Source organism: Kitasatospora sp. NPDC059812, from assembly GCF_042732075.1.
GTDB lineage: Bacteria > Actinomycetota > Actinomycetes > Streptomycetales > Streptomycetaceae > Kitasatospora.
Map to the genome: position 1 here is coordinate 59,778 of NZ_JBHWIO010000025.1, position 20,249 is coordinate 80,026.

Consider the following 20,249-nt stretch of genomic DNA (forward strand, 5'->3'; position numbering starts at 1 on the left):
CCGGGGCCCCGGAGCCCTCGTGTTCGGGATCCTCCGCGTGGGCGCACGCCCCCCAGACAACCACCCGGCGCCCGGGCGGCCCCCGGCCGCCGGGACGCCCCTGCACCGACCACACCGATTGGACACAACCTCCATGGCTAGCTCTACGGCCACGATTCTCGACGACGGCGAACGACGGCTCGACACCCTGCTGCTCTCCCGCTGGGAGGCCGACCCGGCGCAGCCCGCCGTGGTCGACGGCGACCGGGTCCTGCTCGCGGGCGAGCTCAGGGACCGCACCGTGCGGGTCGCCTCGCTGCTGCGCGAGCGGGGGGTGCGCCCGGGCGAGCGGGTCGCGGTCTACCTGGAGCGCTCGGCCGACTTCGTGGTCGCCGTGGCCGGGGTGATCCTGGCCGGCGCCGCCCAGGTCGCCTTCGACGTCAACGACCCGGTCGCCCGCACCCTCGACATGCTGGCCGACTGCACGCCCCGGCTGCTGATCACCACCCCCGAACTGCGCTCCCGCTTCCCCGAGTTGACGGGCACCGAGATCGTCACCGTCGACGAGTGCGCGGCGGCCCGCCCGGCCGTCCCGTTCGAGCCGGCGGCCGACCTCGCCGAGCAGCCCGCGGTCGTCATCTACACCTCCGGCTCCACCGGCCGGCCGAAGGCCTCGCTGATCCCGCACCGCGCGGTGACCACCCGCCTGCGGGCGCTCCAGCGCGGCCACGGACTCGGCCCGGACGACCGGATGCTGCACCACACCGCGTGCAGCTTCGACATGTTCCTGATCGAGGTGTACTGGCCGCTGATCACCGGCACCACCATCGTCATCGCCGCCCCCGGCCGCCAGCGCGACGCCGACTACCTCGCCGAGACCATCCGCGCGGCCGACATCACCATCTTCTACTGCGTGGTCTCGCTGCTGGAGCTGTTCCTGCTGGCCCGCGGGCCCGAGGAGCGCTTCGACGGCCTGCGGCGCGTCCTCACCGGCGGCGAGCCGCTCGCGCCCGAGCTGGTCCGCCGCTTCCACGCCCAGTCCACCGCGCCGCTCACCAACCTCTACGGGCCGAGCGAGTGCACCATCTACTGCACCGCCTGGGTGCCCCCGCGCGACCCCGGCCTGGACACCGTCTACATCGGCCCGGCCATCGAGGACACCACCCTGTGGATCCTCGACGAGGACGGCAAGCCCGTGCCGGACGGCGAGCCCGGCGAGCTCTACATCGGCGGCGAGGGCCTCGCCCTCGGCTACCTCAACCGGCCCGAGCTCACCGCGGAGCGCTTCGTCCCGGACCACCTCGGCGACGGCCCCGGCCCGCTCTACCGCTCGGGCGACCTGGTCCGTACCCACCCGGTGGGCGGCCTGGAGTTCCTGGGCCGGGTCGACCTCCAGGTGAAGATCCGCGGCTACCGGATCGAACTGGGCGAGATCGAGTCCGCCGCCCTGCGGGTGCCCGAGGTCCGGCAGGCGGCCGTGGTGGCCCACGGCCGCGGCAGCGACGCCCGGCTGGTCGGCTTCCTGGTGCTCGCACCCGGCGCCGAGCCCGCGAGCGTCACCGCCGCCGTGCGCGAGACGCTGCGCGGCGCCCTGCCCTCGTACATGGTCCCGGCGTCGCTGGCCACCGTCGACTCGATGCCGCTGACCGCCAACGGCAAGCTGGACCGCGCCCTGCTGACCGAGCGGGCCGGGGCCGTCCTGCCCACCGTCACCGACGAACCGCAAGCACCGCCCGGCGACGGCGTGGCCGCCACCGTCTCCACGGTCTGGTGCGAGGTCCTCGGACTGCCCGCCATCGGCCCGGACGACGACTTCTTCGAGATCGGCGGGGACTCCTTCAAGGTGGTCCGCGCCACCCGCAGGCTGGAGACGCTGCTCGGCGTCGAGGTCCCGATGCACCTGATGTACGACGAGCCCACGGTGACGGCCTTCACCGCCGCCCTGGCCGAGCAGGGAACGGAGGGATCGCGGTGACTCCCCAGGTCGTCCGTTCCTTCGGCGAGCTCGACGCGATCGCCCGCGATCCGTCGGCCCCCGTCGTCACCCTGTTCAGCGGCGGGCTGGACAGCAGCTACCTGCTGCACCGCCTGGCCCGGGCCGGCGCCCGCAACGTCCACGCCGTCAGCGTCGACCTCGGCGAGGACGAGAGCAGCGAGCACAAGCAGCGCATCGCCGACCGGCTCGGCATCCGGCTGCACCTGGTCGACGGCCGGCAGGAGTTCGCCGAGGACTACGTCCGCCCGGCCATCGCCGCGCACGCCGTCTACCTCGACACCCACCCGGTCAGCTCCTCGCTCAGCCGCCCGCTGATCGCCAAGGTCGCCGTCGACACCGCCCGCGAACTCGGCGCCACCACCGTGCTGCACACCGCCAACCGCTCCCAGAACACCCTGCGCCGGCTCAACGGCGCCCTCGAACTGCTCGGCTTCGCCGGGCGCTACGGCAGCCCGTACGACCTGGACCCGGTGGACCGGGACCAGAAGATGCACGAGCTCAAGGAAGCCGGCCTGGAGCAGCTGAGCGAGCGGCTGGTCAGCGGCGACTCCAACCTGTGGTGCCGGGAGTTCGAGTCCGGGATCCTCGACGACCCCGAGGACCACGCCGTGCCCGAGCGGCTCTACCAGTGGAGCGCGCTGCGCCCCGCCGAGGCCCCGGAGGCCGTCGAGGTCGCCTTCGAGGCCGGCCGTCCGGTCGCGGTGGACGGCCGCCGGCTGCCGCTGACCGAGCTGATCGACACCCTCAACCACCTGGTCGGCGCGCACGGCCTCGGCCGGTACAGCGGGCTCGAACACCTGGGCCACGGCCCGAAGGTGCTGGAGATCCGCGAGATGCCCGCCGCCTGGCTGCTGCTGCGCTCGCGCCGCCACCTGGAGACGGCCACCCTCTCCGCCGAGCTGCTGCGGGAGAAGCTGAACCAGGAGCAGCTGTGGGTCCGCGAGGCGCTGGAGGGCCGCTGGTTCGGCGAACTGCGCCGGGCCAGCCAGGCGTTCATCGAGGTCTGCTCGGCGCCCGTCACCGGCTCGGTGCGGTGGCGGCTCTCGGCGGGCTCGGCCGAGACCCGGGCCATCGTCGCCGACCGGCCGCTCTACCTGCGCGACCGGGAGGCCTGGGAGCACCGCTCCGTCGCCGCCGAGCGCGCGGCGTTCAGCCCGAACCAGCCGCAGGAGCGCTGACATGGGCGGCTCGAACCCGGCGCCCCCTTCGTCCCCGGCGTCCCTTTCTCCCCCGGTGCTGCTGGTCGTCTACGGCCGGGGATCGGCCACCGCGCGCGGGGTCCTGACCGCCGGGCGGCGGCTGTGCACGGCGGTCTTCCTCGGCGACCTCGGCGACCCGAAGGTGGCCGCCGACCTGGCCCAGCTGCCGAAGTCGGCCACCGTGGTGGACACGGCCGGCCTGACCGAGGAGCAACTGTGCGACCGGGCCGCCGAGTTCGGCGCCGCCGGAGTGATCACCTTCAGTGACCACCTGCTCCGGACGGCGGCCGCCGTGGCCGCGCGGTGCGGCCTGCCGTTCCACGACCGGGCCACCGTCGAGGTCCTGGTCGACAAGTTCCGCCAGCGCGAGGCCCTGGCGGCGGCGGGCGTACAGGCCACCGCCTGCCGGACGGTCCACTCCGCCGCCGACCTCGGCCCGGCCCTCGCCGCGACCGGGCTGCCCGCCGTCCTCAAGCCCCGCTCGGGGGCCGGCAGCGTGGACACCTGCCTGGTCCGCAGCGCCGCCGAACTAGCCGACCGGTACGCCGAGTTCACCGAGGGCGCGGCGAGCCCGGCGGTGTTCGTGCTGGAGGAGTACCTGGTCAGCGACCCCACCGTGGTGGGGGAGTTCTGGGGCGACTACGTCTCGGTCGAGTCCGCGATCCGCGACGGCGAGATCCGCACCGTCGCGGTCACCGGCAAGCTGCCACTGGCTCCCCCGTTCCGGGAGACCGGCTACTTCACCCCGGCCCTGCTCCCCGCCGGCCTGGCCGACGAGGTCGTGGCCCTGGAGCAGCGCGCGCTGCGGGCGCTCGGCATCCGCGAGGGCGTCACCCACACCGAGATCAAGTTCACCCCCGACGGGCCGCGGCTGATCGAGGTCAACGGCCGCCTGGGCGGGCACGTCTCGGACGTCCTCAAGCGCTCCGCCGGGACGGACCTGCTCGTCCTCGCCCTCCGGCTGGCACTCGGCGCGTTCGACCCGCCCGAGCCGGTGCTCGCCCTGGGCGCAGGCTGCCCGAAGGTGGCGTTCCAGTACTTCCTCTCCCCGCCCGCCGACGGCCTCGCCCCCGGCCCCGCCGAGGTGCTCGACGGCCTCCAGCACCTCCCCGGGGTGGACCTGGTGGACGCCCGGATCGACCCGTCCTGGCGGGCCGACTGGCGGGCCGGCACCGAGTGGCTGATCGGCACCGTCTACGGCTCGGCCCCCGGGCACCCCGAGCTCCGGGCCACCGTCGAGGGCATCCACCGCACGATGGCCGACTTCTGGTCCTGACGGCGCCCTGAGCCCCGGCCCCGGTATCACCCCCCTCGCCCCACCGCACCCGCCCAACCTCGCACCCCTGGAGTCAACTTGCCGCGGCGCATACGCACAGCCACCCACGCGGCGGTGGCAGCCGTAGTCTCCGCCCTGGTCCTCGCGCTGCTCGCGCTGGGCATCGGGCCCATCCCGGCCCTCGGAACCGCCCTCGTCCCCGGGGCCGGGGCGTGGGACTCCGCCGCCGGCGCCGAACTCCCGCACACCGAGACCCTCACCCTGGCGGGCCTGAACGCGCCGGTGACGGTCGCCTTCGACGACAACGGCGTCCCCGCCGTCAAGGCCGCCTCCGACACCGACCTGTTCCAGGCCCAGGGCTACCTGCACGCCCGCTTCCGGCTCGCCCAGCTCGACCTTGAGCGGCGCGCCGGGCGCGGACGCCTGGCGGAACTCAACGGGCCCGGGAGCGTCGAGTCCGACCGCTTCGAACTCCAGATGGGACTCCTGCGCACCGCCGAGGCCACGTGGGCCGCCACCGCGCCCGACAGCCCGGCGGGCCGCGCCCTCACCAGCTACACCCGGGGGATCAACGCCTGGATCTCCGAGCTGCGCCACAACGGGCAGTGGCCGGCGATCTTCTCCCTCACCGGGGTCTACCCGGCCGACTGGACGCCGGTCGACAGCCTGGTCATCCAGGAACTCCTCACCCAGAGCATGGACTTCACCAGCACCCCGCTGGACTACGCGATCTTCCGGGAGTCCCTCGGCGAGGAGCGCACCATGGACTGGTTCCCGGTCCACGCGCCCAACGACCAGCGGCCGTACGACGTCGGGCCGTACCGCGACCTCGGCATCGCGCCGCTGCCCGCGAACGTCAACACCGCCGGGCCCGACGGCCAAGCCGCCGCCAACCGGTCGGAGCCGCGCCCCGCGCCCGTCGCCCCCAGCGGGAAGCCCGACCCCGCCGGGGAGGCGACCGCGGCCCACGCCCTGCTGGACACCATCCGCGCGCTCCCGGCCACCCAGGTCCACACCTTCCCGGACAGCAACGCCTGGGCGGCGAACGGCCCGGCCGTGGCGGGCGGCAACGCGATGCTCGCCGGCGACCCGCACCTGCCGATGACCCTGCCCTCGTACTGGTACCAGATCGCGCTGTCCTCGCCGGAGACCGACGTCACCGGCGCCAGCATGGCCGGCATGCCCGGCGTGCTGATCGGCCGCAACGCCAACATCTCCTGGTCCCTGACGGACGGGCAGAACCAGTCGACGGTCTTCTACAGCGAGCAGACCAGCCCCGACCACCCCGGCCAGTACTTCTGGAACAACGCGTGGCACCCGATGCAGCGGGTGGAGTACACCATCCCGGTCCGGGGCGGCGACACCGAACACCTCGCCGTGGACCTCACCGTGCACGGGCCGGTCCTGACCAGGGCCGGGCAGACCACCTCGGTCAGCTGGATGGGCAACATCCCCTCCCCCGACCTGGCCGTCCTGCTCTCCGTCAACAAGGCCCGCGACTACCAGGAGTTCCGCACCGCGCTCGCCGACTGGCACGCCCCCACGCTCAACTTCGCCTACGCCGACGGCGGCGGCAACATCGGCGTGGTCGCCGCCGGGTACTTCCCCCTCACCAAGGGCGGCAACCCCTGGTTCCCGATGCCCGGCACCGGCGAGTACGACGTGGTCGGCGCCATCCCCTTCGACGCCACCCCGCAGGTCCACAACCCGCCGAACCACGTGGTCGCGACGGCCAACCAGCGCCCCGTCTCCGCCGACTACCCGTACTACATCGGCACCACGCTCAACGCCTTCGACAACGGCTACCGGGCCAACCGGATCTACCAGTACCTGGAGAGCCACCAGGCGATGACCAGCGCGGACTTCACCACCCTGCAGAACGACGTCACGGACTACCTCGCCACCGTCATCCTGCCGCACCTGAAGACCGCCCTGGCCGACCAGAAGCTCGACCCCCGCCAACAGGCCGCCCTCGACGTCCTGAACCGCTGGGACCACACCATGAAACCCGGCGTCGCCGGCGGGCCGATCTGGTGGACCTTCTGGAACGACTACCTGGAGACCACCTTCCAGCCCTGGTGGGACCACGCCAAGGTGCCGGTCGAACGCGACCGCCTGTACCTCAAGGTCTCCAGCGCACTGCCCAGCCTCGACGAGAACCTCGAAGCCTGGACCCTGCACGACCCGACCAACCCGGCCTTCACCTCCCCCGGCGGCCCGACCCGCACCGCGACGGACGCCATGCGGACCGCGTTCGCCCAGGCCGTCTCCGAACTGTCCCAGGACCTCGGCAACGACCCCGCCACCTGGACCTGGGACCGCGTCCACACCCGGCAGATCCCCTCCCTCACCGGCGCCGAAGCCCTCGGCTACGGCCCCAAGCCCGCCGAGGGCGACCGCTGGACGGTCAACGCAGCCGACGGCGGCATGAACTCCACCTTCGGCCCGAGCTGGCGCATGGTCGTCGACTGGAAGGGCCCGGACACCGCCACCGCGCAGGCCGTCTACCCCGGCGGCCAGAGCGAGAACCCGGCCTCACCCTGGTACCGGAACTTCATCCCCTACTGGTGGGAGGGCCGGAACCCTCCGCTCCTGATGGCCGCCGACCAACCCGCCTCCACCAAGGTGTGGACCCTGCGACCGGGAGCCTGACCACCATGACGACCCCCCAACACCACTCCCCCACCTTCCGTCCCCTCCTCCCCCTCCTCCTCACCCTCACTGCCACCACCGTCATAGCCCTCGGCTCCCTCTGGTCCCTCTGGTACCTCCCCTTCCTCTGCGGCCTCGCCCTCGGCACCACCACCGCCCTGCGCGGCCAACGAGCCCGCACCGCCGTCCTCACCGCCACCACAGCCGCCCTCGCCGGCTGGGCCACCCCCCTCCTCTGGCGCACCGCCACCGGCGAAGCCGTAGCCGGCACCGCCCGCACCCTCGCCGCCCTCGCCGGCCTCCCACCCCTCGCCTCCCTGATGATCACCGCCACCCTCCTGATCAGCCTCCTCCAAGCCCTCCTAGGCGTCTGGCTAGCCCGCACCACCACCGCCACCCTCCGCCCCACCCCCTGACCCCACCCCCCCACCAAGGCAAACGACGGCCCGGCCCGCACAGCGGCCCGGGCCATCGCCGTTCCGTGCTCTCGGTTTTGCTCTGAAGGACAACTCCGAGCGAACGCGCCGCCTGATGCGCCGCGCGATCCGCCACGCCCGCCTGCTCGGCATCGACCACCCCGTCCTCGCCCCCGCCACCACCAGCGTCATCGCCAACCTCGGCGACGTCTGGCCCGAACTCACCCACCAGGCAAGCCTCATCGAGCAGGTCGTCACCGCCGAGGAGGAGTCCTTCACCCGCACCCTCACCCAGGGCACCCGGCTGCTCAACGCCGCCGTCACCCGCAGCCGCGACAACCGATCCACCACCCTCACCGGGGAGACCGCCTTCGAACTGCACGACACCTACGGCTTCCCCGTCGAGCTCACCATCGAGGCCGCCCGCGACGCCGGACTGACCGTCGACGAGGACCGCTTCACCACCCTGCTCGCCGAGCAGCAGAAGCGCGCCAAGACCGGCGGCAAGGCCAAGACCGCCGAGGCCCTGTGCCGCCAGGACGCCTACCGCGAGCTGTCCTCCCGCCACGGCCGCACCGACTTCACCGGCTACGACCGCCTCGGCACCGAGGCCACCGTCCTCGGCCTCATCGCCGACGGCACCGTCGTGCCCGGCGCCGACCAGGGCAGCACGCTCGAACTGGTCCTGGACCGCAGCCCGTTCTACGCCGAGTCCGGCGGCCAGGTCGGCGACACCGGCACCATCCGCACCACCGACGGTGCGCTCCTCGACGTCCTGGACACCAGGCTCGGCCTGGAGGGCTTCCACATCCACACCGTCCGCATCCGCGAAGGCGAGATCCGCACCGGCGAGCAGGCCGAAGCCCTCGTCGACGGCCCGCGCCGCGGCGCCGTCGCCCGCTCCCACTCCGCCACCCACGTCCTGCACGCCATGCTCCGCCGCACCCTCGGCGACCACGCCCGCCAGCACGGCTCCCTCGTCAACGCCGGCCGCCTGCGCTTCGACTTCGCCCACTTCTCCGCCGTCGACCCCGCCCAGCTCGCCGTCATCCAGGCCCTCGTCAACGACCACCTCCTCGACGACCCCGAAGTCCGCATCTGGCACGCCTCCCGCTCCGAAGCCGAGGCCGCCGGCGCCACCGCCCTGTTCGGCGAGAAGTACGGCGACCACGTCCGCATCGTCGACATCGGCGACTTCTCCCGCGAACTCTGCGGCGGCACCCACGTCCCCCACGGATCGAACGCCGGCCCCGTCCGCATCCTCGGCGAAGCCTCCGTCGGCTCCAACCTGCGCCGCATCGAAGCCCTCACCGGCCGCGACGCCCTCACCTACCACGACACCGAACGCCGCCTCCTCGAAGAACTCTCCACCCTCCTCGGCACCCGCCCACACGACGCCCCCGACGCCCTCCGCAAGCGCCTCGGCGCCCTCACCACCGCCCAACAGGAACTCGCCCGCCTCCGCGAAACCGAGCTCCACACCCGCGCCCAGCAACTCGCCGCCACCGCCCGCACCGTCCCCGGCGGCCGGATCGTCACCGAGAAGGTGACCGGCCTCGGCCCGGACGAACTCCGCACCCTCGCCACCAACACCGCCGACCTCCTCGGCAGCGAGCACGCCATCGTCATCCTCGGCACCGAACACAACAGCAAGGCCCTCCTCGCCGCCGCCATCACCCGCAGCCTCCACGCCACCGGCACTCAGGCCGGCCGACTCCTCACCGCGGCCGCCCGCGCCGTCGGCGGCGGAGCCGGCGGCAAGGGCCCCATCGCCAACGCCGGCGGACGTAACACCGAAGCCCTCGACAAGGCCCTCGCCCTCGCCGCCCAGGACGCGACCCGACTCCTCGGCCAGTAGGGCCAGTCCACCCGACACGGGCTGTCGGCCCCCTTCACCAGGGGGGTCGACAGCCCGCACCGCCTCCGTTCAGTCCGCCAGCTCCTTCAGCAGGACCACACCCTCGTCCTTGCTCACACCCCACCTCCGAGTCCCGACTCACACATACACCCCTGCCGCCATGGCCATAAAACACCAAGGTCATATCCTGGCCGATCATGCGGAGCATTGACTGGGACGACGTCCGGGGGCGGGTACTCGCGGTGCGCGAGGAGCAGGCGTGGAGCGGGGCGGGGGATGAGCTGGCTGCGCCGCTGGCCGAAATCCAGGTGGTGGAGGCGGAGCGGCAGTTCGGGATCACGTTTCCGGCGGACTACCGGGAGTTCCTGCTGCGGGTGAGTGCGGGTGGGCGGTGGCCCAGGGAGTTGCGGCAGGGACCCCACGGGTGGCACTGGGCAGGGGACGCGGACACCCAACTGGAGCGGCTGCACGTGCCGTTCCCCGATCACGACACCGCACTGGCGGCGAGTGACGAGGTGTGGGAGAAGTTCGTGCGGGAAGAGGATTATGCCGACCCTGCCGACTTCGCGGCCGCCCGGGACGCTCGGAACGAGGCCGTGGAGGCGGCGGAGCGGGACCGGGTCACGGGCGGTGTGTTTCTGGCGGGCCATGGCCACAACTTCAGCACCCTGCTCATCATCAGCGGTTCGGACCGCGGCAGCATGTGGTTCGACGGGCGGCCGACCTGCGATCGCCTCAGCCCGCTGCTGACGGATGCGGGACGACCGGCCGGCTTCGGTGAGTGGTACATCGACTGGCTGGAACACGAGGAGGGTCTGACGACCCCGGAGCTGGAGGAAGCCGCTCGCAACCAGTGGCACCGCGGTGTCGGCACGCCCATCTGGCTCCGCTGGTTCGACGACTGGGAGGACAACCGCCGCGGTCGGTAGCCCACCTACCACGAAGGCGCCCGTCATCGCCGAGGCCATGGCAGTGGTTATCGGCAAGAAACGGCCACCAGGCGGCAGTGATGTGGGCAGACTGGGGTGATGAACTTCGAGGCGGGGCTTGGCGAGGGTGGCTGGGACGATGACGGGGCCCTCCAGGCTGCGCTGGGGCGTACCGCCGAGGAACTCGGGCTCGCCCTGCCCGAGTTGGACGGGCGGTGGGGTCGACTCGCGGAGTACGTCGACGCGGGGAGCGGCCGGCGCGTGGTGGTGTGTCCGCCCGACGAGGGGCAGCGGACCTTCCGGGTGAGACTCCAGGGCTACCGTGCGCCCCTGGCCTGTGGGTGGACCTCGGACCTGGCCGAAGTGGTCAGGGCGACGGCGGCGTGGACGGGCGGCGCGGGGCTTGAGGAGACCCGGGCGCGCGCCCCGTTCATCCGCTTCAGGCCCTGGGCCCTCGCCCACGAGCGGGAGCCGTTCGGTGCCGTCGAGTTGACGTGGCTCGTCAAGCTCGACCGCGTCCACAACCCGCCATACGACCGGCACCCGCGTGCCCACGCGCTGCTGGCGGCGGCGTACGCCCAGCCGGTGCTCCGGCAGCTGATGCCGGTCAACAGCCACTTCAACCTCTGGTTCTCCACCAGTGTCGAGGAGTTCTGGAGGAGGAAGGCCCGGATCGGGTACGTCATCTGCCCGTACGACGAGGGGCTGTACGGGGTATGGAACGACGGCGAGCTGCTCGCGCGCACCGAGACGCCGGAGGAAGCCGTCGCCCTCGTGGTGGCCGCCCTCCCGGAGGGGATCGGGCCGGCGCGCTGAAGCGACGCGGAGGAGCGCAGGCAGCACATGGGGCTTTCGCAGCACGGGAAGTCGGACCGGCCGACTTCCCGTGCTGAGGGCGAGATCCGTCCGACGCTCCCTTAAGATCCCACGGTGAAGATCTGGACGGAGCGCCCTGCCAAAGCCGACGTCGAAGCAGTCGTCTGTCGCTACTTCAGTCTGCTCCGAACCGAGCGGATCCCCGAGGCCGTGGAACTCGTCGATCACACCTCGGTCCGGCATGTGCTCAAGTCACTATGGGCCGGCTCGGTCGAGACGAACGCCGACGAGGACAAGGACGAGGACAAGGACGAGACAAACGGCAGCCCTGCTGCCGACGGGTGGGACCAGGACTTGTCCTGGCTCCGCGAACTCGATCTCGCGGACTTCCACTGGGGCCACGAAGGCACCGGTTTCTACGTCGAGATCACCTACCGCGCACGGATCATCGAGGTGTCATTGAGCTTCTGGGTCAAGCCCACCGACGCCGGCTGGGTCCTCTCGGGGCCGGCCACCCTCTGGTAGGAGGACGAACAAAAGAGCAGTTCAGACGGTCGCCGACTGGAGCTGGTGCGGCATGTTCCAGCCCTCGGCGAGCCTCGACGGGTGAACGTTGTCTCCCCCGCCGAAGAACTCGCAGAACTTCATGATCAGCGGGTCCCAGCCGAGCGGGTCCACGTAGTGCGTCCCGGGGATGACGAGGTCCTCCTCGACATGGGCGCGAAGGACCTCGACCTCGAAGGCGGTGGCGTGCGGCTCGGGACCGCCGAAGGGGTGGGCCGAGACGACCTTGCACTCCAGCTGGACCGGGCATTCCGCGACCCTGGGGGCTCGGACCAGGTCCGACGCCTGTTCGGTCAGCTGTGCGACCGAGAACTTGTCCGGCTCGTACCGGTAGCCCTGCTTCACCTTGTAGTCCGCCACGGTCGGCTTCCCGGTGGTGAGCGCGATCCGGTCGACGGCATCGACCATCGCCGACGAGGGCAGGTTGAGCACGCACTCGCCTTCTCGCAGCAGGTTCGCGGTGGTCTGGCCGTTGTTGCCGAGACCGAGCATGCAGGACTGGCCCAGCCACCACACCGAGGACATCGGCGCGAGGTTCGCCGTACCGTCCTCGTTGAGTGAGCTGATCAGCACCACCGGAGTTCCGAAGTACAGGACCTTGAGCCCGGGGACGACGTGCATGCGCTGTGCCTTTCGCGAAGTGCCAGACGAGCAGGTCCGCGATCAGGAACACGAACCGTCGCCGACTCTCTCGCGAGCGGGACACCGGCGCTGGCGGAAACGCGACACCGCATTTCGGGGGTGGCGAGTCGGCGAACACGCTGTTCAACCGCGTGAAACGAGCAGAAGGGCCACCCAGTCGAGGGCAGCCCTTCCGCGACCTCCGCGGCGCGTGTCAGCGAGCGAGCAACTCGCGCACGGCGTCACTCACCTCGGGCAACTCGCCGGGTAGGGCCCACTGGTAGGCGTCGTGCTCGGTGAGGACGACGGGCTCGGCCTTCTCCACGGTGACGGCGAAGTTGAACTGGCGAGTGGTGCCGCCTCGACTGTTCCGGTAGTCGAAGTGGCCGACGTAGCCGATAATCTGATGGATCGTCAGACCAGTCTCCTCGCTGGTCTCGCGGTGCAGGGCGCCCAGAATCCCCTCCCCCTCTTCGACCGTCCCGGAGGGAACCTCCCACAGGCCGCCCAGGTAGTCGCCGGGGTTGCGACGCACGAGCAGGACCCGACCTTCGTGGTTGATCACGGCGGCGGCGACGAAGCCGGTGATGCCTGCGGATTCAGCGTCGGCCGCGAGCCGGGCCGCGAACTCAGGAGACGGGGAGGGAGAGGCGGTGGTCACAACAGCTCCTCGTGATGGTCGCTGATCTTGATGGCCGCACGGACGTACTGCTCGGCCAGTTCGAGATCCTGCTCACGATGCCAGACCGGAAGCTTGATCATGTCCGTGTGGGCGCGCCCTGCCGCGCTCCCACAAAAGGACCGGCGGGATCTTCCCCACCTACGACGGCCCGCCGTCACCCACCAACCCGGCGGCGGAGGCCGACCGTCAGCTCCGGGTCTCCTGCCGGGTGGAGGTGATGAACTGCAGCAGGTGTTCGTTGACCAGGTCGGGGCGTTCCAGGTTGAGGCCGTGGCCGGCTCGTTGCACGATCTCGGCCCGGACTCCCGGGATCAGCGCGGTGACCCGCTGGAGGACGTGGCGCGGGCGGAGCAGGGCGCTGCGCTTGCCCAGCAGGACGAGGGTGGGCAGGCGGATGGAGCTCAGTTCCTCGTCGGTGAACGGCCTGGCGGCGGGGCGGGTGTTCGGCTTGTAGCTGCGCATGCCGAGCATCAGGGGGGCGATCATCTCGGGCGGCGAGCTGAGTGCGGGGTTGGCGAGCAGGCGTCCGAGCGCGGGGCGCAGCGGCCGCGGGGCGAGCATGCCGAACAGGCCGCCGATCATGTGGGCGTAGAACCGGGCGGGGACCTTCTCGATGCCGCCGGGGTCCATCGGTGCGATCGATGCGAGGCGTTCGGGTGCGTGGATGGCCTGGTTGAGGGTCAGCCAGCCACCGTAGGAGAGGCCGACCAGGTGGATGCGGTCGAGTCCGAGGCCGGCGAAGACCTCGCCGAGCCAGGCCGCGTTCTCCTCGGAGCCGGCCGCGACGGCGCGTTGGACGCTGCGGCCGGGGTCGTCGAGCGTGTCGATCGCGTAGACGGGGTGGTGTTCGCCCAGGGCGGCGATCTGCGGGTACCAGTTGGACGGGTGTCCGGCGTGGCCGTGCAGCAGCACGATCGGTTCGCCGGCTTCGGATCCGTCGGGTCCGTCAGGTCCGTCGGGTCCGTAGTGGTGGACGTGGACGGTGCCGTAGCTGGTTTCGACATCGAGTTCCCGACGGGGGCCGGGCCACAGCTCCATCGCGCGGTCGTAGGCCTCAAGGAACTTCGTTCGGGCTTTCTCGCTGACGAAGTGTCCGACGCTGGTCCTGGTCATGGTCCCTCCCGGTGCTCGGAATGCATGAAACAGCAGCACTTGATGGTATGTTTGTACCATAAAAACGTTTGGAGGGAACCCGATGCCGAAGCTGGTGGATCACGAGGAGCGGCGGGCCCACATCATCGACGCCCTCCTGCGCACGGCGGCGGACACCGGGCTGCACGCCGTCACCATGCGGTCCGTCGCGATCGAGGCCGGTGTCTCGGTGCGGCTCGTGCAGTACTACTTCGACACCAAGGAGCAGCTGCTGCTCGCGGCGCTCACCCGCCTGGCCGCACGGATGGGCGAAAGGATCCAAGAGCGAGTCCAGCAACGGATCCAGGAGCGGGTCCAAGAACGGGTCCAGGAAAAGACCGAGGCACGCGTCCGCGACCGCGCCGGGGTGGCCGGGCCCGCGGCGTCACCGCGCGACATCGTCGAGGCGGTCCTGCTGGAGTCCGTGCCGACGGACGAGGAGAGCCGGACCTTCCACCTCGTCTACACCGAGTACGCGGTGCTCTCCATCACCGACCCCGCGCTCGCCGGCCAGTCGTTCCTCTCGGCGCCCAACGAGATGGAAGACTTCCTGGTCGGCCAGTTGACCGCCGCCCGGCAGGCCGGGTCCACCGATCCGCACATGGACGCCCGCCAGGAGGCCGTCGTCCTCCTGGCGGTCTCCGCCGGCCTGGGCCTGAGCGTCCTCCTCGGCCAGCGGACGGCGGACGACGCGGTGGCGGTCCTGCACTACCACCTCGGCCGGCTCTTCCCCGGCTCGTAAGCCCTCGACGGCGACGCGGGCGGCAAAAGCGGCAGCCGACCGTAGGCACCCCCGGCCGGGGCGTCAGAGCCGTTCGGGGACGGGGTTGCCGACCGCCTCGATGGCGCGGCGGACGGGGACCTTCAGCAGGAGGACGAAGCCGATGAGGAAGAAGACCAGCAGCGAGATGATCGCCGAACGGTAGCTGCCGGTGATCTGGTAGGCGAGGCCGAAGACCAGCGGGCCCATCCAACTGGTGCCGCGGTCACTGACCTTGTAGACGCTGAAGTACTCGGCTTCCCGGCCCGCCGGGATGAGGTGGGAGAACAGCGAGCGCGAGAGCGCCTGGCTGCCGCCGAGCACCAGTCCGATCATGCAGGCCAGGGCGAAGAACCAGACGGGCTGGTGGGCGGGCATCAGGTACCCGAGGGCGAGGGTGGCCACCCAGCCGACCAGGGATCCGAGGACGGTCCGCTTGGCACCGTAGCGGCGGGCGATCCGGCCGAGGAGCAGCGCGCCGCCGATCGCCACGATCTGGACCAGGAGCACGGCGGCGACCAACGTGGTCTGGTCCATGCCGAGTTCCTCGCTGCCGTAGAGCGAGGCCTGGGAGACGACGGTCTGGATGCCGTCGTTGTAGCAGAGGAAGGCGCCCAGGTAGAGCAGTGTGAGCGGGTATTGGCGCATCCCGCGCAGGGTGCGGGCGAGTTCGCGCAGGCTGCCGGCGGCGGGCCGGTCCGGCGCAGGGGCGGGTCGGTCGGGCACGGCGACGATACGGCTGGGGGCCGCGCCCGCCCGGGAGGGCAGTCGTAGCATCGGGACGATCGTGAACAGCGCCCACCACAGGCCGGCCGAGGCCAGGCAGATCCGCACGGCGGTGCCGGAGGACAGGCCGAGCGCGTCGTGGCCCTGGAACAGCGCCAGGTTGGCGATCAGCAGCAGTCCGCCGCCCGCGTAGCCGTAGGCCCAGCCCTTGGAGGAAACCGCGTCGCGCTCGTCGGGGGTGGCCAGGCCGGGGAGGTAGGCGTAGGAGAGCGCGACCGACACCGCGTACGCGATGTTGGCGACCACCAGCAGTGCGCCGCCGAGCAGGTAGCGGTCGCCGTCGAGGAGGAACATCCCCATCGTGGCGACCGCGCCGACGTAGGCGAAGCCGCACATCAGTTCCTTGTGCCGCCCGGTGCGGTCCGCGACCGTGCCGGTCAGCAGCATCGCCGCGACCGAGAGCAGCACGGAGAAGGAGACCGTGTACGGGAAGAACGACCCGGCGCGCACCGACAGTCCGAGCGGGTGCACGTCGCCGGCCGCGTCGGCGGCGTTCTTGGCGACGGTGGTCAGGTACGGCCCGAGGAAGACCGTCAGGACGGTGGCCGAGAAGGCGGCGTTGGCCCAGTCGTTGATGTACCAGCCGAACCGTATCCGGCGCAGGGCGCTGTCGTCGGCGGCGGCGGCCGCGCGCTCCGGCGGGCCGTCCGGAAGATCGTCCGGCCGACGGTCCGGCAGGTTGTCCGTGGTGCTCGTCATGGGGCTCCCATCACCGTGCTGGAGCCGGTGCTGCCGTCGCTCCAGCAGCCGCGCTCGCCGAGGACGTCCCGCAGGACGTCTATGCGATCGGCCATGATGCCATCCACACCGAGGCCGAGGAGAGCCCTGATCCGTGTGGGATCGTCCACAGTCCAGACGTGAACCTGGAGGCCGAGGCGGTGGGCGGCGCGTACGAAGGCCCGGTCGACGACCCGGACGCCCCGGTGCCGCTCCGGCACCTGCGCGCACACCCCGGCGAACGGCGCCCCGAACCGCGTCCCGGACCGCGTCCCGGACCGCTCCCGCTCCCCGCGCCCCCGCAGCAGCGGCCCGGCCAGCGAACGCAGCCGCAGCCGGGCCACCTCGCGCGGGCCGAGCGAGGTGGCCAGCCGGGGGCCCGCGGCGGCGCGGACGGCGGCGAGGCGGCTGTCGGAGAAGCCGCCGACGCAGACCCGGTCCCAGGCGCCGGTCCGGCGGATCGTCTCGACCAGCGGCCCGACGGCGGCCGCCGCCTTGACGTCGACGTTGAAGCGGGCCCCGGGGAACGCGTCGAGCAGGTCCTCCAGCAGCGGCACGGGCTCGGTGCCGCCGATCCGGGCCTGCCTGACGGTGTCCCAGGGCAGTTCGGCCACCGCCCCGGTACGGTCGGTGACCCGGTCGAGGCGGGTGTCGTGAAAGGCCACCAGTACGCCGTCGCGGGTGGCGTGCACGTCCGTTTCGAGGTAGCAGTACCCGAGGGCGACGGCGGCCGCGAAGGCGGCGAGCGAGTTCTCGGGGTGGCCGAGGTCACCGCCCCGGTGCGCGAAGGCGAGCGGCCCGGGGTGGTCGAGGAAGGGGTGCATGTGGTGCTCCGAGCTGCTGGGATGCGCGTTACAGTATTACGCACCCTGTCAAGCAGTAACGCCGGTACCGCCAGTAGCCCCATCAGTGCCATCAGCACCAGCAGTACCGCTACCGCCCGGATCGTCGACGCGGCGCAGATCGTAGAGGTACGACTTGCCGGCCTTCCAACTGCGCCAAGGGCCGAGCGGAGGGATCAGCTCCCGGTCGTCCGTCCGCCCCGCCAGCGGCCCGGAGTTGGCGACCCCGTCGGCGCCGACGGTGCACCAGCCCCGCTCCGGCAGCCACCGGCACCACACGTCCAGGTCCACCCGCTTGTACGACGGCCTGCCGTTGAACACGCCGTCCGCGCGGAAGTGGTACACCAGACCGTCCAGGCGGCGAACGAACTCGATCGACACGGCGGCTCCCCCCATCAGGCACCCGAAGTGCCAGGCTACGCCGCGAGCCCGGCGGAGGCAGCGAAAGTACGTTGCACGGCCGCCGACCGGACGCATAGTCTCGCGCCCATCGACGTGTAGCTCAGCAGCAGAGCGCCGGGCTCTGGACCCGGAGGGCGCAGGGGCGGAACCTGCCACGTCGGCTATGGACGACAACGCTGACCAGCAGCGCCCCGCCGGGGCCGGGACATCCGCGCACTACCCGCAGCGCCAACTGGCCCTGGCCCAGGCGTTCCTGACCTCACCGGCCGACTCCCACACCAACGCCGAGACCCGGCGCAGCACCGAGACCCGGCGCAGCACCGAGACCCGGCGCAGCGCCGAGGCCCGGGTCGCCCGCTGGCACGCCGTGCTCGCCGGCATCGCCGACGGCCGGCTGACCATCGGCTCGCGCACCCCGGTGGCCGGACTGCCCGCCTGGGTGACGCCCGAGGTCGTACGGGGCGGCTTCACCACGTCCGCCGCGAGCGCCGAGGGCCCGCTCCAGCCGTACGAGCGCGAGGCTGCGGCCCTGGCCGGGGTGGCGGCCGAGCGCGGGGCGCTCTTCGCGTACTGCCTCACCGAGCCCGGCCTGTCCCGGCTGTACGACCTGCTCGACAGCGGCCGCTACGAGGCCGCCGTGCCGGAGGAGGCGGCGCTGCTGACGGTGGCGTGGCTCGTGCGGGCCGGGGACGCGGCCGGCGCGCTGGAACTCGTCGACGTCCTGGAGCCGTTCGCCGACCGGCTGCGCTTCACCCCCCGGCCGTCCGCGCTGCCCGCGCCGGACTCCGAGGCGGTGCACCGGCGCACGGTCGGCGACGCCGTCACGACCCTCACGGGCCAGCGGCCGAACGCCGCCGTGGAAGCTCAACGCGAGGCGCTCACCGTCTGGCAGCCGTTCGGCGACCAACTGCTGGCCCACTGGCTGGAGACCGCCGAGGCCGGCCGGGTGCTGGAGCGTACGCCCGACAGCGCCTGGCTGGAGCGCGGCGAGATGCTGCTCCGCCGCTACGAGGAACTCGCCGCGGCCCACACCCGCTGCACCAAGCACCGCGATCCGAAGGAGAACCTCGGCATCCTGCGCGGCGCCCTGGCGGAGACCGCCGCCGGCCGGCCGCTGGACGCGCGCCACCTCGGACTGCTGCGGCACGCGGTGGCATCCATGGTGCGCCGGCGCGGCCGGCCGGGCTCCGACCGGCACACCGAACTGCGCACCCGCCAGGCCGTACAGGCGGCCCAGCCGTCGCACCACGACCTCGCCCAGCTGGTGCTGCGCCGCCTCTCCGGGCTGCACCAGGAGACGGGCGTGGCCGACGTGGCCCCGCTGGTCGCCGACGTCTCGGCACACGAAGCGCACACCGGCAACACCCGCCTCCCCGCAGGCACCCCGGTGCCCGCAGCGATCCGGCAGGTGGTCGAGGCCGCGCTCAGCGCCCCGCTCGACACGCTCGTGGAACGCGGCATGGTGCCCTCGGCCGAGGTCCTGGCCGAACTGGTCCCGCAGCTCGTCGCCGTGACCACTTCCCAGTCCTACCCGGACGAGACGCTGCGCACCCTGATGGCGGCGAACTACCGGGCGTTCCGCAACCGCCGCTCGCTGCTCCTGAGCGACCTCACCGGGCAGGTGCGGGTCGACGAACTGCCCTGGGTACGGGCGGTGGCCGGACATCGCGTCGGCGAGGACGGCCGCGCACCCGCGCGTACCGCGCTGCACCAGCTCGGCGAACTGGCCGTGCAGGCGTTCCCCGGCACGCTCCTGCCGAACCCGCTGGTGCGCGAACTCGGCGTGCTCGCCCGGCAGGCCAAGCTCGACGCGCCGTTCGTGGAGGAACTGGCGGCGGACATCTTCACGGGCACCTTCACCCCGAAGTACCTCGCGGCGGCCCGGGCCGCCGCGGAACTGCTCAGCGGCACGCTGTACGAGCGCTACTACGCCATCGACTACGCGGCCGTCCACGACCTCGCAACCGCCGAGGCGGGCGAGGCATACAAGGCGGGCAAGGCGAACAAGGCAGGCAAGGCCCCAGCGCGCGGCCGACGCCCCCGCTCCTCCCCCGGGTTCACCGAGCTGTGCGCGCAGCGCGCCGAGGTGTCCGGAGGATGGTCGGTCGCGTCCAACGGGAAGATCATCGAGCAGGCCCAGATCCTCACCACCCACAACCTGGCCACCCTGGTCACCCGGGTCGGCATCAGCCCCGAGCCGGGCTGGGACGACCTGGCCTGGCGCAGCTTCACCACCGTGTGCCACGCGACGGCCCGGATCCACGACAACCCGCGGCCGCTGTCCACCATCAAGGACGCGGCGTACGCGTGGCGCCAGCTGGTGTTCCACCTCTCCATGTGCGAGCCCGCCGCGCAGGCCCGGGTCATCGCCGGACTGCGCGGGGAGGCCGCCCGCCACCCCGCCCACGTCGCGGCCCGTCTCGCCCCCGCCCTGGCCGGCCTGCGCCAGGCCGCCCGCGGCGGCGCCGCGGACGCGGACGCCGGCCGCCGCCTCCTGGGCTGGACCACAGGACCACACTGGCTCCACCCGGCCCCCAGGACCTGACCACCCCGCACCGCCCTTACCGCCCAGACCGGCTCGCCCATCCATTCCCCGCACCTCCCCTGCTCCACGAACTCCACG

17 protein-coding genes and 1 tRNA gene are annotated in these 20,249 nt (G+C 72.2%); 12 read left to right on the forward strand and 6 right to left on the reverse strand.

The window, feature by feature from the left end; genetic code table 11:
* The first annotated feature begins 133 nt into the window (after positions 1-133).
* The 9 genes from ACFV6D_RS15455 to ACFV6D_RS15495 all read left to right on the forward strand — a co-directional run bounded on the left by ACFV6D_RS15455 (position 134) and on the right by ACFV6D_RS15495 (position 11,646).
* Complete coding sequence (locus tag ACFV6D_RS15455) at positions 134-1,954, forward strand: non-ribosomal peptide synthetase (protein ID WP_380339018.1); 1,821 nt, start codon at positions 134-136, stop codon at positions 1,952-1,954.
* Complete coding sequence (locus ACFV6D_RS15460; protein WP_380339020.1) at positions 1,951-3,153, forward strand: argininosuccinate synthase-related protein; 1,203 nt, start codon at positions 1,951-1,953, stop codon at positions 3,151-3,153. Before ACFV6D_RS15455 ends, ACFV6D_RS15460 begins: the two co-directional genes overlap by 4 nt.
* A 1-nt stretch (position 3,154) precedes the next feature.
* Positions 3,155-4,450 (forward strand): acetyl-CoA carboxylase biotin carboxylase subunit family protein, encoded by a 1,296-nt coding sequence (locus tag ACFV6D_RS15465; protein ID WP_380339022.1) that lies wholly within the window; start codon positions 3,155-3,157, stop codon positions 4,448-4,450.
* Positions 4,451-4,564: 114 nt separating this feature from the next.
* Complete coding sequence (locus ACFV6D_RS15470) at positions 4,565-7,102, forward strand: penicillin acylase family protein (RefSeq protein ID WP_380560060.1); 2,538 nt, start codon at positions 4,565-4,567, stop codon at positions 7,100-7,102.
* 5 nt (positions 7,103-7,107) lie between these two features.
* Positions 7,108-7,518, forward strand: a complete 411-nt coding sequence (locus tag ACFV6D_RS15475) for a hypothetical protein (protein ID WP_380339028.1) — start codon at positions 7,108-7,110, stop codon at positions 7,516-7,518.
* A gap of 115 nt (positions 7,519-7,633) precedes the next feature.
* On the forward strand, positions 7,634-9,376 hold the full coding sequence (locus tag ACFV6D_RS15480; protein WP_380560062.1) for an alanine--tRNA ligase-related protein: 1,743 nt from the start codon (positions 7,634-7,636) through the stop codon (positions 9,374-9,376).
* A 197-nt stretch (positions 9,377-9,573) separates the two neighbouring features.
* Entirely contained in the window at positions 9,574-10,305 is a 732-nt protein-coding gene (locus tag ACFV6D_RS15485) for an SMI1/KNR4 family protein (RefSeq protein ID WP_380560064.1), read from the forward strand.
* Between the two features lie 99 nt (positions 10,306-10,404).
* Positions 10,405-11,121 carry a DUF6193 family natural product biosynthesis protein gene (locus ACFV6D_RS15490; RefSeq protein ID WP_380560066.1) on the forward strand — a complete coding sequence of 239 codons (717 nt, stop codon included), beginning with the start codon at positions 10,405-10,407 and terminating at the stop codon, positions 11,119-11,121.
* Positions 11,122-11,235: 114 nt separating this feature from the next.
* Positions 11,236-11,646, forward strand: a complete 411-nt coding sequence (locus tag ACFV6D_RS15495; RefSeq protein WP_380560068.1) for a hypothetical protein — start codon at positions 11,236-11,238, stop codon at positions 11,644-11,646.
* Between the two features lie 21 nt (positions 11,647-11,667).
* On the opposite strand, the gene ACFV6D_RS15500 is transcribed toward ACFV6D_RS15495, so the two are convergent.
* From ACFV6D_RS15500 to ACFV6D_RS15510, 3 genes are all read right to left on the reverse strand, one after another.
* A complete protein-coding gene (locus tag ACFV6D_RS15500; protein ID WP_063352447.1) occupies positions 11,668-12,306 on the reverse strand; it encodes a flavin reductase family protein in 639 nt (212 codons plus the stop codon).
* A gap of 214 nt (positions 12,307-12,520) precedes the next feature.
* Positions 12,521-12,967: an NUDIX hydrolase gene (locus tag ACFV6D_RS15505; protein WP_380560070.1), complete on the reverse strand. Its 447-nt coding sequence runs from the start codon at positions 12,965-12,967 to the stop codon at positions 12,521-12,523.
* Positions 12,968-13,174: 207 nt separating this feature from the next.
* The gene (locus ACFV6D_RS15510; RefSeq protein WP_380560072.1) at positions 13,175-14,101 is read right to left on the reverse strand and encodes an alpha/beta fold hydrolase; all 927 of its coding nucleotides are present in this window, start codon (positions 14,099-14,101) and stop codon (positions 13,175-13,177) included.
* 82 nt (positions 14,102-14,183) lie between these two features.
* On the opposite strand from ACFV6D_RS15510, the gene ACFV6D_RS15515 reads away from it, so the two are divergent.
* On the forward strand, positions 14,184-14,861 hold the full coding sequence (locus tag ACFV6D_RS15515; protein WP_380560074.1) for a TetR/AcrR family transcriptional regulator: 678 nt from the start codon (positions 14,184-14,186) through the stop codon (positions 14,859-14,861).
* A 63-nt stretch (positions 14,862-14,924) separates the two neighbouring features.
* Here the strand turns inward: ACFV6D_RS15515 and ACFV6D_RS15520 are convergent, their stop codons facing one another.
* Genes ACFV6D_RS15520 through ACFV6D_RS15530 form a run of 3 tightly spaced genes read right to left on the reverse strand, consistent with a single transcriptional unit; the run spans position 14,925 to position 17,605 of the window.
* Positions 14,925-16,364: an MFS transporter gene (locus ACFV6D_RS15520; RefSeq protein WP_380560076.1), complete on the reverse strand. Its 1,440-nt coding sequence runs from the start codon at positions 16,362-16,364 to the stop codon at positions 14,925-14,927.
* Complete coding sequence (locus ACFV6D_RS15525; protein WP_380424513.1) at positions 16,361-17,206, reverse strand: glycerophosphodiester phosphodiesterase; 846 nt, start codon at positions 17,204-17,206, stop codon at positions 16,361-16,363. Before ACFV6D_RS15525 ends, ACFV6D_RS15520 begins: the two co-directional genes overlap by 4 nt.
* Before the next feature lie 48 nt (positions 17,207-17,254).
* The gene (locus ACFV6D_RS15530) at positions 17,255-17,605 is read right to left on the reverse strand and encodes a hypothetical protein (RefSeq protein WP_380560078.1); all 351 of its coding nucleotides are present in this window, start codon (positions 17,603-17,605) and stop codon (positions 17,255-17,257) included.
* 110 nt (positions 17,606-17,715) lie between these two features.
* Between ACFV6D_RS15530 and ACFV6D_RS15535 the strand changes: the two genes are divergently transcribed.
* A tRNA-Gln gene (locus ACFV6D_RS15535) sits at positions 17,716-17,787 on the forward strand.
* A gap of 2 nt (positions 17,788-17,789) precedes the next feature.
* Positions 17,790-20,171: a hypothetical protein gene (locus ACFV6D_RS15540; protein ID WP_380560079.1), complete on the forward strand. Its 2,382-nt coding sequence runs from the start codon at positions 17,790-17,792 to the stop codon at positions 20,169-20,171.
* The last annotated feature ends 78 nt before the right edge of the window (positions 20,172-20,249 follow it).